This window comes from Pedobacter sp. CAN_A7 (genome assembly GCF_015752175.1).
Lineage (GTDB): Bacteria > Bacteroidota > Bacteroidia > Sphingobacteriales > Sphingobacteriaceae > Pedobacter.
Map to the genome: position 1 here is coordinate 146,813 of NZ_JADOUW010000004.1, position 18,024 is coordinate 164,836.

11 protein-coding genes are annotated in these 18,024 nt (G+C 43.4%); all 11 read right to left on the reverse strand.

What is annotated here, in order from left to right; genetic code table 11:
- Positions 1–18 precede the first annotated feature (18 nt).
- On the reverse strand, positions 19–7,239 hold the full coding sequence (gene sprA / locus IWX76_RS15430) for a T9SS outer membrane translocon Sov/SprA (protein WP_334642057.1): 7,221 nt from the start codon (positions 7,237–7,239) through the stop codon (positions 19–21).
- Positions 7,240–7,252: 13 nt separating this feature from the next.
- On the reverse strand, positions 7,253–7,837 hold the full coding sequence (ruvA, locus tag IWX76_RS15435) for a Holliday junction branch migration protein RuvA (protein WP_196860924.1): 585 nt from the start codon (positions 7,835–7,837) through the stop codon (positions 7,253–7,255).
- A gap of 3 nt (positions 7,838–7,840) precedes the next feature.
- Positions 7,841–10,156, reverse strand: coding sequence for an NADP-dependent malic enzyme (locus IWX76_RS15440; protein ID WP_196860925.1), 2,316 nt, complete (start codon positions 10,154–10,156; stop codon positions 7,841–7,843).
- Between the two features lie 62 nt (positions 10,157–10,218).
- The gene (locus IWX76_RS15445) at positions 10,219–11,496 is read right to left on the reverse strand and encodes a lytic transglycosylase domain-containing protein (protein ID WP_196860926.1); all 1,278 of its coding nucleotides are present in this window, start codon (positions 11,494–11,496) and stop codon (positions 10,219–10,221) included.
- A gap of 59 nt (positions 11,497–11,555) precedes the next feature.
- A complete protein-coding gene (gene gatA, locus IWX76_RS15450; protein WP_196860927.1) occupies positions 11,556–12,974 on the reverse strand; it encodes an Asp-tRNA(Asn)/Glu-tRNA(Gln) amidotransferase subunit GatA in 1,419 nt (472 codons plus the stop codon).
- 33 nt (positions 12,975–13,007) lie between these two features.
- Entirely contained in the window at positions 13,008–13,214 is a 207-nt protein-coding gene (locus tag IWX76_RS15455) for a Sec-independent protein translocase subunit TatA/TatB (protein WP_196860928.1), read from the reverse strand.
- Positions 13,215–13,224: 10 nt separating this feature from the next.
- Positions 13,225–13,653, reverse strand: a complete 429-nt coding sequence (locus IWX76_RS18100) for a Sec-independent protein translocase subunit TatA/TatB (protein WP_334642058.1) — start codon at positions 13,651–13,653, stop codon at positions 13,225–13,227.
- 52 nt (positions 13,654–13,705) lie between these two features.
- Positions 13,706–14,962, reverse strand: coding sequence for a murein hydrolase activator EnvC family protein (locus tag IWX76_RS15465; protein ID WP_196860929.1), 1,257 nt, complete (start codon positions 14,960–14,962; stop codon positions 13,706–13,708).
- A 22-nt stretch (positions 14,963–14,984) separates the two neighbouring features.
- Entirely contained in the window at positions 14,985–15,773 is a 789-nt protein-coding gene (locus IWX76_RS15470; protein WP_196860930.1) for a DUF4292 domain-containing protein, read from the reverse strand.
- 63 nt (positions 15,774–15,836) lie between these two features.
- The gene (gene dut / locus IWX76_RS15475; RefSeq protein ID WP_196860931.1) at positions 15,837–16,268 is read right to left on the reverse strand and encodes a dUTP diphosphatase; all 432 of its coding nucleotides are present in this window, start codon (positions 16,266–16,268) and stop codon (positions 15,837–15,839) included.
- A gap of 235 nt (positions 16,269–16,503) precedes the next feature.
- Entirely contained in the window at positions 16,504–18,000 is a 1,497-nt protein-coding gene (locus IWX76_RS15480; RefSeq protein ID WP_196860932.1) for an oligosaccharide flippase family protein, read from the reverse strand.
- Between the last annotated feature and the right edge of the window lie 24 nt (positions 18,001–18,024).

Below are 18,024 nucleotides of genomic sequence, written 5' to 3' on the forward strand. Positions count from 1 at the left end.
TTCTGCGCTATATCAACGCTAATTAAAGATCATTCTTAAACTAAAACCAAAATTACTGTACGACGTGTTAAAGGTTTGTGAGGTATAGGGTTGCGTAATATTGGAATCGTAAAAGACTTTCACATTGAACAATTTGTTAAGCACATAGTCAACACTTGGCCTTAGCGTAATGTTTTTTGCACCTGCCGATACTTCTGCCGCTTCCACATCAGCGCGGTAAATAATGGTCTTGTTGTCCCTCAGCGCCACATCAAGTTTCACATCCATATTGTTATCCAGCTTTAGCTGTTTGAACAGGCCAAAGGGAAAGCGGAATTTGTTACTTCGGTAACCAAGGCCGAAAACCATGTTGTTTTCAGAAAGCTGTGCCAGCTGGCTGTTGGCCAGACTGAGGCCCAGCAATCGCGTGCGTCCCATTTCAAAATTAAGGGTCATGTTATTTTTTAAACGGGTGTCTACCCCAATCAATGGCGAAAATTGTTCAGCAATCGTTACCTGCGAATACTGATAGGCAGGCAGGAAATTATTGTTCACATCCCTGCTGCTCACCGCACCGCCAGTTTCTGCATATTTCTGGAGCGAATTAAAGCCGTTTACGCTGTATACAGAGCGGTAGCCATGACGAAGATCGATGGATTTAAAATGTTCTTGCAGGAAAGCTATCCGGCTTAAGCCGCCATAACTGATGCGCCAGTTGGGCAAAGGGATATTGGGCATACCATTCATACGCGCGCTGCCGGCTTCCTTGCCGGTATAAGCGGCTAGAAAGGCTGCAATAACTACATCCTGTGATTCTTTCTGGTAACCATCGGCAAAGCCATTCTGGGTACCCGAAGAATTAGGGTTTAATACCCCCAGGCGCTGCGAAATCACCTGCCGGTTATCCATAAACGCCTGAAACACCTTAGATGCCAGGGTGCCTTTCTGATCAGAAAATGCCGTGCCTAAGGTGATAAAGGTTACACTATAATCACCGGTAGTATTCGGACTCAAATTATCAAATCCTGCGCTTTCGTTTTTATACCTGAAATTGCTGGAATAGTTGAGGGTTCTGTTTTTATTAGCCGTCAGTGTAATGCGAAGGTCGCGTATGGGTTCCATGGTACTGGTTAAACTAAAGTCTTCCCGCAGCGTGTTGATGTACAATTGCGATTGCAGGGTGTCGGTGGTGATCCAGCCGTTGTTGATGGCCATGAGCCTAATGTCTCGCTGACTGCCAAACACAAATCCTAAACCCGGTGCTCCGCTGGCCTCATCGATACCAAAATATTGCGTTTTCGGCAGGTACCCCGGCAGAAATATGCCCTTGGTTTGTGTATATGCCCCATTAATGGTTTTCACCGTAGTTAACAAATCCATCAACAGATTACGCCCGGCACCGGTGTTATCCCGGGACCCCTGTAAGCCCAGCTGGCTGTAAAAGCTACTCAGGTTCAGTGTAGGGTTTACCTGTATGGTTCTGGAATTCTGTACGGTGTTGCCTAAATCTACCTGAGGATCACGCAACGTCACCTGGTTCTCCGTTTGCCAGTTAAAAGTAGTTCCATAACGGGTGGCTACGTTTACCCAATCCAGGCCGGGTATTTTATTGATTGGCAAATTATAGGTCAGGTTCAGGTTGTGTGCATAATCGGTGGTGCGCCCTAAACGTTGCAGGTTTTGCCATACGGTATCTCTTTTTAAACCATTTATCCGCCCGTCGGGTTCATCAATAATGGAATAATTGGTGGCATCAAAATCAAGCAGGAAAGAACGGGTCAGGTTCCAGGAAATGCCATATACCCGGGTAATCAGGAAGTTTTTATTAAAGGTGGTATTGATAGGGATACCATTGGAAGGGTTATTGTCGCGCAGGCTGTTTTCTGCATAAAAACGATCCAGCTCGATCCTAAAATTTATGGATGAGGGCAACAAACTAAAGTTAACGTCCCTAAGTAAAGCCAGGGTATTCGACTTAATCAGTTTCTCGAAAGGTGTGATCATGACCGCTGGCGCCGAATAGTTGTAATTCAGTGAGCCTCTATAACTGCGCTGTATAGCGTTCTGGTTTACAAAATCTCGGTGTTCATAAATGCTGTAGGCATAACTGGCACTCAGGTTTTCCACATCCCATAATTGTGGCTTTTTATCTGGATCTGTACGTTCTTTACGCACATTGGTTAAACTCAGGGTATTCCTGGTGGTATGATCCTGTGCATAGTTCAGGATGGCTTTTTTCTCCTGGTCGGACTTGCCGGCAAGGGTATTTTTAAGCTCCACATCCGGAATTAATGGGTCATATTGTGGTGTGCTCACCTGGTTAGCATAACTGAGGTACAGCGGGATTTTTATGCCCGACTTATCGGGAAAGAATTTACCAAGTTCCATGCTGGTGCTCAGGTCAAAAAATACATGGTCGGCGCGGTTACGCTCACTTACTTTTTTCTCCAGCGAACCGAATCCAATGGTCGATGTGCTACCAGAAAGGTTAATGTCTGCAAAATCAGCTAAACGCGCATTCACCCTTGCACTGGCTGCCCAGCCACCACGTTCATCAAACTCCGTTAAGCGAAGTTCATTAAACCACACTTGTGCATGTTTATCCAAACCATCATCACTTGCCTGCACCGCCTGGTTGCGTAATGGGTTCTTGACGCCCAGCATATATACCCGCACTTTACTCATGTCTGGCTGCCCTTTCACAATAATCGTGTTGGCGCCATTGCGGTATTCATAGGGCAAGTTTGGCGGCCATAATTGTCCGTTAGGAAGTACGGCCGCATTACGCGCCAGCTTGGCTTTCTGGAACAGTTCCAGTTCAATGCGCATCACATTTTCTTCCGGCCAAATGGCATACGGGTTTGCAGTACCCGGCCGGGTAACAAGCAGCGGCTGCACATACTCATAATAATTATCCTGGTTATCGGTACCGATCCTTAAAAAGGCACTCAAGTCATCATCGTTTAACACGCTGTTAGCCTCTGCTTCCACATGGATATACATTTCCAGGTTTTTGTAAGCCCTGAAATCATTGATGGCAGTTTTAAATGCCGCACGCCCATAACCATCACGCAGGTTTTTTACGGTTAGTGTTAGCGACTGCTCATTTTGAATGGTTTCTGTGCGGTAATTGCTGTAATCGCGCTCTCTTTCTATGCCTGGAGGCAAAACATATGGAATCGGGGCCCGCTTACCGTTTTCTTCTATGTTAATGGTGGCTACATGTAATGTCGACTGGTCGGCGTTAACCGCAATTAGGTTTGGATCGGTAATTACTTTCGAAGCCTCGTTTAGCCCATTGTATTGGCGCCATTCGCCTTTCACCAATTGAATTTTTGCAAAACGAAGCACCGTGGTATCTTCAAAATTCGTCATAAACAAACGGATAAAACGGATGGACTTAAAGTCCTGTATGCCGCCCATGCGCTGGTCGTATTCACTCAATGGAATACGCAATTGGTACCAATTGACCGCTTGTGTTTGTCCGTTAGACAGCTTCACCTGTGAAGTCACTTTATCGGTTACATATTTTTTACCCACCACCAGATCGGCCGGGCGCATAGAGATTTTGTATTGGAAATACTCGTCCGACTGCGTCATGTTGTTATCGCGGTTCACATCTTCGCCATCGGGCAGGGCCGTTGCAGCAGAATTTTCGACACCAAAATCCTGCATCGACTGGCTGGGTGTTTTAGAATTTCCTTCGGTACCATTAAAACGCTGGTATCTATTTAAAATACCTGCATTGCGCTGGTCCATGGCCGTGCCCCTGAAATAAGCATAATCATCCGTCGAGGGATCATTTTCCAGTTCTGCAGCAGCCGCCGGCAATAACTTCCCTAAAATTTGTTGCAGTGGTGTAGCAAATTTCACCTGCTCTTCCGCATTAGATAGACCGTCTAAACCTACATCCTGTATTTTCCTGGATGCCGGATTATTGTCGAATGTGGCTACTGCAGGTTGCAGTTTTGGCACCCTGCCCCAATTGGTTTCGTCGTAGCGACTGGCATCACCATCGGTTGGCAATCCATTTTCCAATGATTTACGGCCATCTTTCAAAATGTCTTCACTCAGGTTACCGATGTTAAAATAAAGATCACCACCTGTGGAAGCTGGTTTATACAGAAAAGGATCCAGCACCCAAAGCTCAATATATTCAATGTTCTGTGCTTCAAAATCGTTGGTTTCCATGCGGCGGAGCAAACCACCCCATTTATTGCGCGGATTTACCCAGGTGCCGTCAGCGTTAAAACCTGTGGTATTATAGTTATAAGGGCCACGCACTGTGGGGTAATACGCCACATCAAGGGTCGGCAAGGCTAAAGCCTGACCAGCACCCAGGTCTTTAAAGGGAAATACTTCCTGCTCCAGTACTTCTCGTACGTAATGATTTGATAATTCCGTACGGTTCTGTCGCAAAGATTCGGGCAAAGTAGAAGCGTTACCGTAATAAAAGTTAGGGTCGATATTGTAAAAAGCAATTAAGGAGCGGTTATAGCCGTAGGCAAGGTTATCCACCAGTTGTGCTTCAGGAAACAACTGTGGCGTACCCGACAGCTGCCAGGTTAACGCACTTTTCAGGTCGATCACCGAACGTGCAGCTTCAAAATCATCGAGATAGCTGGTTCCGGCAGTGGTTCCATTGGCATTTAAAGCTTTCGGGTGACCAGGAACTAACCTGGCAAACTCGCCGGAAAAGGTAATGCTGGAGGGTTCCTTGGTAGAAAGGAAGGGCAGTTTATCCACCATCTTCGTTAAAAAGCGTGATGGCGAACTGTAGTTCAGGTCCATCCCCCACATGGTGTTGGATATCGGTTCTTCGCCCTGGTTTACCTTCGGGGTTAGTGGTTTCTCACTCAGGTTCATCAGGGTGGCACCGAGGTATAGGTTTTTATTCACCTTATAATCCAGGCGTGTGCCGAAAAGGGAACGTTGCTGCTGACCGAAAAGTTCGTTGTTTTCTGTGGTGATGCGGATCGGCTGTCCCGTTTGCAGCAAACTCTGGTTCAGTATCTTCACCGTCCCACTCATGTAATTGACCGTATAGTCCAGGCCCTCCTGCAAAGGCAAAGTTCCTGCAAACACCCTAACCGACCCTTCGGCCACATTTATGGCATTTAAGTTAAATTCATTGGTGTTCTCACTTTGAAAGCTACCCTTTAGAATGTACCTGTTTTTAGCAATAAACTGCGTTTGTGCCACAACTTTTGTCGAATCGTATAAAGCCTGGTAGGTATATTTATCAATTAAGTTTTGCTCTGCTGCATAAAACTGACTGGCCAGGTCTTTACCAAATGGCTCCAGGACCGGAAAAATGATACTTCCCTGTTTTGCATCAATGGTAATGTAGCCGCTTTGTCCCAATGTTGCAAAAGCAGTTAAACCCCCATTCGCGTTTGTGTTGTTTGAAATGTTAGGATTAGTTGAAGCGTTGGAAGCATTAGCATTAAAATTACTGCTTGTGTTTCCTAAGGCGTTACCGCTACCCAGACCAGGCTGCTCACCGAAGTAACCACCTCCTGAAAAAGGGTTGTTTTCCCACTGGAAGTCGAAAATCCCATCCGGTGTGATTTCCTGTTGTTGGTTCAAGCGGTCTAAACGGGTGGCTTGCAACCAGGTTTTGTTCTTCAGTGGGGTTTTCGTTTCGGCATCAATCTTTTCTCCCTCCCTCATAAAAGCCTGCTCCACCCCTGTTTGCTCGTCGATGCGGAAGATGTCTAATTTAAATTGTTGCGGACTAATCTGATACCCGCCAATGGAATAAATGTTTTTCATCATTAAGTTCCAGCTTGGCAAATAGGTCTTGATCGTCTCATTTTTCAATAACTTTGCATACAGCACTTTAGGCACTGTTGGATCAAAAGGCACATCGCTGCTCAACTCTCCCACCTGGTACTCCACACCGTTATACGTATAGCGATAGGCCACAGCCAATACCTCATCTGCATTTAAGGGGTTATTTAATGACAGGTAGCCCAGCTGGGCATGGAATTTAAACTCCCTATCGGTTAATTTACGTGCATAACTTAGTCGGGCAAAGTTATCTGTACCCCCATTGGCCTGAAAAAATGAAATGGCCGCATTGGAATTGCTTTGTCTGGCATCGGCAGGAAGTTTAGTCAGCAAATCATTAGAAAAACGCGGAAAAGCTGAGGAATTAAAGCCTGAGGGTAAAGCAGAGAAACCCGCTCCCCCCTGAACAAGGGTATTTGAGTAGGGATTATTTTCCCCGAGATCCAACAGGGCCAGCACATCTCTGGAATCTTGTGTGGCACCCGATTTATTGGTAATCCACACTTCCACTTTCGTCACGTTAATCCCGTTCGTAATCATCGGCGCTTTGCTCATCGCCTGGTTATAATGCTCCCTGAAATACTGAGCGAGGAAATAATGTTTGTTTGCTTCGTACTGATCGGCACCAAACCTGAATTCACTTTGTTGCCCCCCGTTATTGATCTGAATTTCCCTGCTTTCTGATTTCTGCTGTGAGAAAACAGAGGTTACACTTAGTCGCCCAAACTGCAATTGCGTTTTTACGCCAAAAAGCGAGGCCATACCGGTCATCAGGGTTGTGTTTAAAGGAAAACTCACCTGCCCGGCTTCTATTTTTTTAATTATTTCATCTTCGCTACCCGTATATTCCAGCTTGAACTGATTCTCAAAGTCAAACTGAGCTTCGGTATTGTAATTCATGTTCACCTGCAGCTTGGTGCCCACCTGGCCTACCAGGTCCATTTGAATGCGCTGGTCAAAATCGAGACTTGTCTGCTTGCGCTGACGCTCGTTTAATAAAGGATTTTCGTTTTTATTCACCCGGCCAAAAAAGGTCAGTTCCGCTTCTCCGCGTGGTTTTATGCTGATGGTATTGCCACCAAAAAGGCGCTCAAAAGAAGCGTCGTTTACTTGAAGACTTGGGATAATACCGGTTTCACGGATCTGGGAAATTTCAGCATTGGAGTATTGGCGCCAGTTCTGGCGTTTCATTTCGGCATTCAGCAGGCGCTGGTATTCATCTACCGTTAAATACTGTGGTGCAGACAGGTAACGCCCGCCTGATTTTTCCCGTATCATGTATAATTTACTTACGGCGTCGTATTCCACCTCCCTTTGCCCCAGGCGAAAACCAAGATCCTGCCGTTCTTTCCAGCCGAACGTGTTTTTTAGGCTATCAGGAGCAACAGTGCTTTCCTCCTGAGATAAAGCTTGCTGTCCCTGAAAAAGAATAACCAAAAAGGTTATCAGGAGAGATACGTTACGCAAGATGGGTTACAAGTTATAGGTTTTTTAAGGCAATTTTAATCATCTGTTCTACCGTCAGATCTACCCCATCATTTTTAATGGCATTGTCTATTGCTTTTTCTGCTGGTGGTTTGGCAAAACCGAGCATCATCAAAGCAGAAAGCGCTTCTTCTCTTACTGTATTGTTCAATGGTGCAGCCATTAAAGAGCCTGTACCTTCTTTTTTCAGTTTATCCTGCAGTTCCAGCACAATGCGCTGGGCACCTTTGGCACCTATGCCTTTAATGCGCTGAATCAGGGCAAGGTCGCCATTAACAATGGCCTGTTGAATTTCTTGTGGGGTAATGGAAGAAAGCATCATTCTTCCGGTATTAGGCCCGATTCCGGAAACGGAGATCAGGTGGAGGAAAAGTCTGCGCTCCCCTTCATCGGCAAAGCCGTAAAGGGTATGCGCATCTTCCTTAATGTGTAGCCAGGTATATACTTTGCAACGCTCCGCATCTGCAAGCAGGCTATACGTGTTTAAAGATATATTGAGGTGATAGCCAATCCCACCGGTTTCAACAACGATATAAGTGGGGCATTTAAACGTTAACTTCCCGTCAATATATTCAAACATGTTTTATACTTTAGTCTTTCTTTTTAAAAAGCCGGTTGTTTTAGCAGCCGCTTCACTTTCTTTGGTCTGTACGTCTACCACGGCAATGGTTACCATGTTTACAATTTCACGAACCGAACTTCCCAATTGTACAATGTGGACTGGTTTTTTCAGGCCCAATAAAACTGGCCCTACGGCTTCTGCACCACCTAATTCCTGCAACAACTTGTAAGCAATGTTACCAGATTCCAGGTTCGGGAATACCAACGTATTCGCCGGCCCATCAGCTAAGGTGCTAAAAGGGAAGTTATCTCTCAGCAATTCGTTGTTCATGGCAAAGTTGCCCTGCATTTCGCCATCCACTACAATTTCAGGGTGATTTTTATGAAGAATGTTCACTGCTTTTCTCACCTTTTGTGGCACATCACCTTCGTTTGAACCAAAGTTAGAGTAGGACAGCAAAGCGATACGTGGTTTAATGTTAAACTTCCTTACCGAATGTTCCAGTAATAAAGTCAGGTCTACCAGTTCTTCAGCGGTAGGATCCACGTTTACAGTAGTATCACCAAAGAAAACCGGACCTTTTGTCGTCATCATCATGTACATTCCAGCTACACGATTCACCCCTTCTTCTGTTCCAATGATTTGTAAAGCAGGTTTGATGGTCGATGCATAGTTTTTAGTTAAACCAGAAATCATCGCATCCGCTTCACCAAATTCTACCATAGAAGCACCAAAGTAATTCCGGTCGCGCAATAATTTCGTTGCATCAACCAGGGTTATGCCCTTCCTTTGTTTTTTCTGGTACAAGGACTCTGCATATTTTTTCATGCGTTCAGGTTCCTGGAAAGGATCAATAATTAATACGCCTTCCAGTTCTAAAGCACTTTCTTCAATAATCTGTTTAATAACGGCTTTATTACCTAAAAGAATTGGAATCGCAATGTTCTCTTCTTTTACAATCTGCGCAGCCTTCAGAATTTTATAGTTATCCGCTTCTGCAAATACTACTTTCTTAGGGTCAGATTTTGCGGTATTGGTAATGGCACGCATAATCGAATCATCTTTGCCTAAACGGCCTTTCAATTCTTCGAAATAAGCATCCCAGTCGGTAATAATTTTTCTGGCTACGCCCGATTCAATTGCTGCTTTCGCTACTGCCATCGAAACATTGGTTAATAACCTGAAGTCATTTGGTTTTGGAATAATATACTCCTTGCCAAACTTAATGTTCTTCTCATTGTAAGCCATGATCACCGCTTCAGGAACTGATTTTTTAGCCAGTTCCGCAATGGCATGTACGGCAGCAATTTTCATTTCCTCGTTGATGCTGGTTGCCCGCACATCTAAGGCACCTCTAAAAATATAAGGGAAACCTAATACGTTGTTCACCTGGTTAGGATAATCTGAACGGCCGGTAGCCATAATCAAATCTTTCCTGGAATTGATGGCTAAATCGTAAGCAATTTCCGGATTAGGGTTCGCCATGGCAAAAACAATTGGGTTTTTAGCCATCGACTTTAGCATCTCTGCAGACACACAATCGGCAGAAGAAAGACCAATAAATACATCGCTATCTTTCAGGGCATCACCCAGGGTTCTAATATCTCTGCTGGTGGCAAATTCCGCTTTCAGGTCGCCAAGATCTGGGCGGTCAGCCCTGATCACACCTGTTCTGTCGCACATCACAATGTTTTCCAGTTTCGCACCTAAGGATACGTATAACCTCGAGCAGGAAATGGCGGCAGCACCTGCACCGTTTACTACAATTTTAACTTTATCTAATTTCTTTTTCTGTAATTCGCAGGCATTTAATAAAGCTGCTGCAGAAATGATAGCCGTACCATGTTGGTCATCATGCATCACTGGAATCTTCATCTCCTCTTTCAGGCGACGCTCAATTTCAAAACATTCTGGCGCTTTGATGTCTTCCAGGTTAATACCGCCGAAAGTAGGTTCCAGGGCTTTAACAATCTTTACGAAATCATCTACATTGGTGGTATCCAGTTCAAGGTCAAATACGTCGATATCAGCAAAAATCTTAAACAAAAGGCCTTTACCTTCCATGACAGGTTTACCAGCTTCAGGACCAATATTTCCTAATCCTAACACGGCAGTACCATTACTGATTACTGCAACCAAGTTACCTTTAGCGGTATATTTATAAACGTCTTCGGTATTATCTGCGATTTTCAAACAAGGCTCAGCTACACCCGGAGAATAGGCCAATGTTAAATCTCTCTGAGAATTCGTTGGTTTTGTAGGTACAACTTGTATTTTTCCGGGTCTACCTTGTGAGTGGTAGTCTAAAGCATCTTGTTTCTTGTTCGTCTTACTCATATGAAATGTCTTCGTAAAAGCCCAAAGTTACGATTCTTTCATGAGCCTCGAAATAAAACGGCTTAGATTTTGCCAGACTGGCTGGAAGCACTGCTTTTTTCTCTTGAAGATATATATTGTTTAGGCGATCTTGATGAGGAGGAAGACTTGAGTGCGGCTTGCTGTGACACAATTAATCGTTGTCCGGGCATTAACACTGACGTTTTCAGCCTGTTCCATACCTTCAGGTCCTGTACTTCCACCTGGTATTTCTCTGCAATAGAAGAGAGGCTCTGCCCCTGACTCACCCGATGATACTTAACCGGCGTTTTAGCTACCGCTTTTTTCTTCGATACCCGGCGATCATCATTGCTGGCTAAAATCACCCTTGATTCACGGACACCTTCCTGGTTATACAACACATCATACACCCGTGCAAAGTTGTCGAGCGTAATACGCGGCACCACCAGTCGCTTCGGATGGTCTTCTGTACCATTGATCACATTCTTTTTGTAAGAAGGATTCAATGCATATAGAAGCTCCGGCTCCATATTCATGGCTTCGGCTATCGTGGGAATAGACACATAACGGTTCACCTGTATCGAATCTGTCGCAATGGCCAGGGCCGAAGGCTGTTGTTTGATGTCATGCGCTTCCGAGAATTTCATCAAATACAAGGCGGCAATAAAAGCAGGCACATAATTTCTTGTTTCTGCAGGCAGAAACGGCCTGATTTCCCAGAAATCTCTGGAGTTGGCCTTGGTGATGGCACGTTCTACATTTCCGCGACCACAGTTATAGGCAGCAATGGCTAATAGCCAGTCGCCCAAACCTTCATAGGCATCCCTGAAATAAGCGGCTGCTGCATAACTGGCTTCCACCGGATCCCGGCGTTCATCGACATAGTTGTCCATATTCAAGCCATAACCTTTAGCAGTGCCAAACATAAACTGCCAAATGCCGGTTGCCCCTACGCGGGAAACAGCTTTAGGGTTTAAGTTTGATTCAATAATCGACAGGTATTTAATTTCTTCGGGAATATCATAGGCTTTGAAAGCCTTTTCGAAAATAGGAAAGTAGTATTCCGACATGCCCAGCATTTTACCAAACTGGTGACCGCGGGACTTGTAGATATCTATGTATTTATGAACAGATTCGTTGTAATTTAATGGAACACGCTGTTGAACAGCATCCAGCCTGTCTTTATAAAGACCGTTAAATTCGTTAAAGGTGGGACTTTCTACGATCATGGGCACTATGACAGTGTCTACAACTACTAAAGGATCGTATTTTTGGGCAGTGGCCCTGAAGCTGATTAAAGCTATTATACAAAATGAGAGTAGACATGCATTTGTTTTCATAGGCTTTTTCAAGCTCACGCTCAATTTAAGGTTACATATTTGATTTAATATATTCAGAATTATTTTAAATAAGTATCAGCTAACGAGAATAATATCTCTTCCTTGAAATGTCCGGCCATTAATTGTAGACTTAACGGTAAACCATCGGCATTATTGCCTAAAGGTATGGCAATTGCCGGTATTCCAGACAAAGAAGCTAAAACTGTGTAAATGTCGGCCATGTACATCACTAATGGATCCTGAATATTTTCCCCAATTTTAAAAGGTGGTGTAGGGGCAACCGGCGTTAAGATAACATCGTATTCCTGCAGCAGGCTTTCGGTTTTTTCCCTGATTAAACGCCTTACACGTTGTGCTTTTTGATAATAGGCGTCATAATAGCCTGCGCTTAACACAAAAGTACCTAACAGAATTCTGCGTTTTACTTCTTCCCCAAAACCTTCAGCACGCGAACGTTTGTATAAATTATTGAGGTTTTCCGCTTGTGTATTGCGGTACCCATAATGCACACCATCATAACGGGAAAGATTAGAAGAAGCTTCTGCAGTTGTTAACACATAATAGGCAGGGACCATATAATCCAGCAGATCGAAAGAAACTTCCGTAACGGTATGTCCCTGCGCTTTTAACTTCAAAATCGCATCTTGTATCGCAGCCTTAATGCTGCCATCCAATGCTTCACTGTGTATAGTTTCTTTTAAAACGGCAATCTTGTATTTTTTATCCAAAGTTGCCATTTCGCTGTAAAGCGGTACAGGCTGTTGGGCAACGGTGCTGTCGTATTCATCGGCACCGGCCAATACTTCCAATAAAATTTCGGCATCCGTAACAGAAGAGGTAATGGTTCCCACCTGATCGAATGAAGAGGCATAGGCAATTACCCCATACCTGGAAATACGTCCATAAGTAGGTTTCATACCAATGCAGCCACAAAAAGCTGCAGGCTGGCGTACCGATCCACCCGTATCCGTACCCAATGCAGCCAGGCATAAATCAGCCTGTACGGCAACCGCCGAACCACCTGATGAGCCACCGGCTACACGTTCCTCGTCTACGGCATTTTTAACCGGACCAAAATAAGAAGTTTCATTGGAGCCACCCATGGCAAATTCATCACAGTTGAGACGACCGATAATCACGGCATCTTCATCCAGTAACCTTTGTACCACGGTAGCAGAATAAGGAGAAATAAAGCCATCAAGCATCTTCGACGAAGCGCTTACCTGGTGGTCTTTATAACAGATATTATCTTTAATACCGATCACCATGCCTGCAAGTTTACCTGCAGTACCCTGGTCGATCTTTTGTTGAACTGCTGCAGCTTGAAGACTTGCCGATGCCGTAAACACCTCATTAAAGGCATTAAGCCCTTCATTTGCGGTGATCTGACTAAAATAGTAGTCCAGCAATTGAGGCATGCTGGTCTTTTTTTGATCAATAAGTATTCTTATCTCTTTTAAAGAGTTAAATTTCTTCAAAACTACAGGAAGTATTTAGGTGATATCGATTAATTAAAGCGGCTTGTTTACTTTGTTGCCATCACGATCATAAAGATCGTTATCAGTACCATCTTTACCGTCTTTAAATTCTTTTACCCCTTTACCTAATCCACGCATCAGTTCTGGAATTTTCTTACCGCCAAAAAGCAATAGAACGATAACTAAGATGATGGCAATTTCCGGGGCACCTAAGCCTATTAGTATGGTTGAGTTTAACATAGTTGTTATATTAAATGTTATGATTTGGTTTTATTTCTTCTTCAGGATGACTCACCGGTGCTTTTGGTTGCAGGGGTACTGTATGTTGAACAGGATCTGTATTCAATACCGGTGCGGTGTGTTCTTCAGGTGCTGTTTCTGATACAGCTGCTGTATGTTCTACAGGATCTGTATGATCTAAAGGTTCAGTTACTACCGGTGATGGTGTAAATTGTGCATCACGTTTCAGCTCGTCGTCAATATCCATGGAATTAATATTCCTGTGGATTTCGCGTTTCACCCCTTCCGAGGCATCTTTAAAATCTCTGATTCCTTTTCCTAATCCGCGGGCAAGTTCAGGCAATTTTTTACCGCCGAACAGCAACAGCACCACAGCTAATATAAGCATGATCTCGCCACCACCCATATTTAAGAATTCTAATAATGTTCCTGTGTACATTTTAACCTCTATTATAGTTTGCTAATACAAATATATGCATTAAAATTTTAAATTATCTCGCTATCCACGCTTGTGGGTTCTGGGCAACAGCACCTCTCCATATCTGGAATTGCAATTCAGGGATGTCACCTGTGTCAGCCACCACACCTATTGATTGTTTAGTACTCACATCCTGACCAGCAGATACACTCACTGAAGTCAGGTTCTGATAAACCGTAAAGTACTCCCCATGTTTAATCAACACGAAATAGGTTCCCAAATTGTTCATCACCCTGGATACTTTTCCGTTAAACACAGCACGCACCGTAGCACCCGCAGCCGTTTGTATGGTAATACCGGCATTGTCGTAACTCGCCTGACCTTCTTTATGTCTTCCAAAACCTTCTGTAATAGACCCCTGAGCAACTGGCCAAGGTAATCCGCCCCTGTTGCTTTCAAAAGCAGCAGATAACTTTGCCGATTCTGGCGTAGCTGTTAAATAGCCAGCTGTAGTTTTGGTTTTTGGGGCATCAGGAGCCGGTTTATTTTCTGCTTTTGCTTTGGCTGCTGCTGCTCTCGCTGCTTCTTCTTCACGTTTCTTCGCTAAAGCAATTTCGCGCTGTATAGCCTGACGAATCTGGCGGTCAATGGCCTGTTGTTGCTTTTTACGCTTGGATATATCCTGGTTGTATTGACGTTCCTGTTTACTAAATTTGTTGAGTACTGCCGAACGCTGGCTTTTATTTTTACCAAGTATTTCTCTTTCGTTCTCTTGTTCCCTCAGCAGGTTACTTTTTTCTTTCAGACTTTTATCAAGAATAACGATTTTATAATTTAAGTTTTTCTCCGTTCCCTGGATGTAGGCGGCTTGTTTTTTACGGTACTGCCCAAATTGCTGCATGTATTTAATCCGTTTGTAAGCCTGATTAAAATCCTGTGCCGCAAAAACAAACATCATCTTATCGTAAGCATTTTTGTTACGCTGTGCAAAGCGGATCATGCCCGCATATTCCTTTTTTAAATGCGCCAATTGCTCTTTCAGGGAACGTACGGTGTTGCTGTTCTCATGAATTTGGTTATCCAGATTTTTCATCTCAGAGTTGATCACGGTGATCTTACTTTGCATCAAATCGATCTTGGTGTTTAAAGCCCTGATCTCACTTAACGTTAGTTTTTTCGCGTTGGCAGCTTTTTTCAAGTTGCGCTGCAACAATTCAATCTCTCTCTGGATGGCTTCTTTTTTCCGTTTTAACTGTGCACTGTTTTGGGAAAAACCCTGAACAGCAAAGGTCATCAGGAATAAAAAGAAAAGTAATCTGTATAGCTTCATTTAATTCAAAAGTATAAAAAATTTAGTTTATAACTTGAAACCTCTTAGGAACAGTAAACGAAAAATCCAATGTAACATTGCTTTCAATTTTTGTAAAATCAAAGTCGATGTTGATCTTTTTACGACCGGAGAAAGATTGTAACTGCATACCAGTTGGGTATAAAGCCTGGTTCACTTCTGTATAACTGCCATAAACAACTTTGAGCGCCTGGCCTGTTCTCACGTCATTCAAATTGGTCTGCGATGCCTTGAGTAAGGTATTAAAGAGGATCTGGAAGCCCAGGCTGTTTTTTTGACCTTTTAATAACCAGGCTCCATTTTGTGAAGTCAGCGCCACATCCTCCACCATAAACTCCTTAATTGCATTTCCAGCAAGGATATCCTGCAGCATGCTAAAGTTGATTTCCCGGTTGGCATACTGGTGGATGTAACGAAAAGGTTGCTGTAACACCAATCCTTGAAGGCGGTTGATCACCACCAGGCTATCTGGTGTAACCAATACCCTGGCGATTTCTATTCCGGCGATGGCCGTCACGCTCATCCAGATCTTTTTGTCTTTCAGCATCCTGATGTTAACAGAAACATTATTCTCGTCGCCATTAATATTCAACTGAGCCTTCCCCCTCATCGAGAGGGTCTGGTAAGTACTGGTTTTATTTTTTAACAGTTGAAGGGTTGTAGATTTTACAATGGTGACGGTATCCTTTTTAACCACCGGAGGCACTTCCACCAGTTTGCGACTTTTACAAGCTGCTAAAGTAAGCACCACCGCGCCCATCATCACTATACTTTTCAGGTACTTCCTATTCATTGACATTTATAGTTTATCCTCCTAAAGCGATCAAAAACTGATGATCGCTTCTTCATTTGTATGTTATTTGCCCGTATGGCCGTAACCACCTTCGCCACGTGCGGTATCACTTAACTCTTCCACACTTTCCCAGGTAATGGTTTCATGTTTCGCAATCACCATTTGTGCAATGCGGTCACCATTATTCACCACAAAATCTGTATCTGACAAGTTAATCAACAATACTTTTATCTCTCCGCGGTAATCTGCATCGATCGTTCCAGGTGCATTTACAATGCTAATTCCATGTTTATAAGCCAGGCCACTGCGTGGACGAATCTGTGCTTCATAACCAATAGGAAGTTCGATGTGTAAACCTGTTGGAATCAATATGCGCTGTAAAGGTTTAATTTTAATTTCATTTCCTATGTAAGCACGCAGGTCCATACCGGCTGCATGTGCGGTTTCGTATTGTGGTAAAGGGAATTCAGAATGATTAATAATGTTAATTTTCATCGTAGTGTCTATTTTTATTTAAAGGTGATGAAGCTGTCGTAATTCGACGGTTTCATCGTAGTGTCTATTTTTATTTAAAGGTGATGAAGCTGTCGTAATTTCGACGGTTTCATCGTAGTGTCTATTTTTATTTAAAGGTGATGAAGCTGTCGTAATTCGACGGTTTCATCGTAGAATTTATTGTTTTTTAAATTGTGAAGCTACTATAAGTACCTTCAACACGGTTTATATGTTTTTATTTTTTCAGATCTTTACGTAACAATAACCTGACTTCATCTTTTTCTAAATACACCACTAGCCCAAGAAAAGCCAGGAGCAATGCATTCCCAATATAGATATTACGGTCGAAAACCCAGAAACTCAGTCCCACTAACACTGTTGATAATACCATATACAATACGATCCGCTGGAAGTTATAAGGAATGGGATAATACTTCTGACCCAATACATAGGATATCACCATCATCACAAAATAAGTAAGCATAGAAACCCATGCCGATCCCATATAACTATACTTAGGGATCAATACAAAGTTTAACACAATGGTAATCACCGCACCAGCAACGGAAATATACAAGCCAAATCGGGTTTGGTCAGATAAGCGGTACCATATCGATAAGTTCATGTAAATACCCAGGCACATGTATCCCGCTAGTAAAAAAGGAACAGCAGGTAAACCCACCCAATAATCGTCGCGCCTGATAAAATATTTCAACAGCTCAATGTTGGCCACTAAAAACACAAACAACAAGGTGAGGGCAATCACAAAATAGTGAAGAATAACCGCATAGGCTTTTTTTGCGTTCAGGTTTTTCGCATAACTGAATATAAAAGGCTCAGCACCTAAACGAAAGGCTGTGATAAAAATACTCATGAAAATGGCAAGCTTAGCAACGGCACCATAAATCCCAACCTGGGCATCGGCAATAGCAGCGGGCAAGAGTTTACCAAGGGCAAGTTTATCGAGATTTTCGTTAACAATAAAAGAAAGGTTCGCAATCAGGATCGGCCAGCTGTAAGAAAACATCTTCCCAAAAAGCTCCTTGTCAAACTTCAGTTGCAACTCCAAAAATTGTGGAAAAAGCATTAACATGGTGACCACACTGGCCACTAAATTGGCTACAAATACATAACCAACCCAATGAAAACGGTACCAGGAAGCAAACCAATCTGCCAAAGGCCAGTGATTTTTGATCAGGAAAGGGACAACGAAAATGAAAAACAAGTTGAGGCCAACGAAGGTCCCGATGTTCACAAATTTAATTACACTATACCGTAAAGGTTTAGCATCCGCACGCAGTTTCGCAAAAGGGATTACACATATGGCATCCACAAATAACATGGCCACAAAAATCCGCACGTAATGCTGGTAATCGAGCATCTTGTTGTGTAAACCTGTATAAATCCAACCAGCAATAGTTTCGGCAAACACAAAACCTGTCAACAGAAATAGGGTGGCAATAAAGGCGATACACAGAAAACTATTGTTGTAAACCTCCTGCTTTTTATCCTCGTGTTTATTCAGGTACCTAAAGAAAGTACTTTCCATACCAAAAGCCAATACGGCATTGGTCATGGCTGCATAACTGTATAACGTAGTAAATATACCATAGGTTGCCGTGGCATAAACCGAGGTATAAATTGGGGTAAGAATAAAATTAAACAGCCTGGAGAAGACCGTGGTGATGCCGTAAACGGCTGTCTGACCGAGGAACTTTTTAATGACCGACACGTGGAACCCTCATGTTATATTATG

Coding starts and splice junctions, on each gene's coding strand:
- dut (WP_196860931.1), bottom strand. CDS start 16,268: ATGAAAATTAACATTATTAATCATTCTGAATTCCCTTTACCACAATAC.
- ruvA (WP_196860924.1), bottom strand. CDS start 7,837: ATGTTTGAATATATTGACGGGAAGTTAACGTTTAAATGCCCCACTTAT.
- IWX76_RS15445 (WP_196860926.1), bottom strand. CDS start 11,496: ATGAAAACAAATGCATGTCTACTCTCATTTTGTATAATAGCTTTAATC.
- IWX76_RS15455 (WP_196860928.1), bottom strand. CDS start 13,214: ATGTTAAACTCAACCATACTAATAGGCTTAGGTGCCCCGGAAATTGCC.
- IWX76_RS15465 (WP_196860929.1), bottom strand. CDS start 14,962: ATGAAGCTATACAGATTACTTTTCTTTTTATTCCTGATGACCTTTGCT.
- IWX76_RS15440 (WP_196860925.1), bottom strand. CDS start 10,156: ATGAGTAAGACGAACAAGAAACAAGATGCTTTAGACTACCACTCACAA.
- IWX76_RS18100 (WP_334642058.1), bottom strand. CDS start 13,653: ATGTACACAGGAACATTATTAGAATTCTTAAATATGGGTGGTGGCGAG.
- IWX76_RS15470 (WP_196860930.1), bottom strand. CDS start 15,773: ATGAATAGGAAGTACCTGAAAAGTATAGTGATGATGGGCGCGGTGGTG.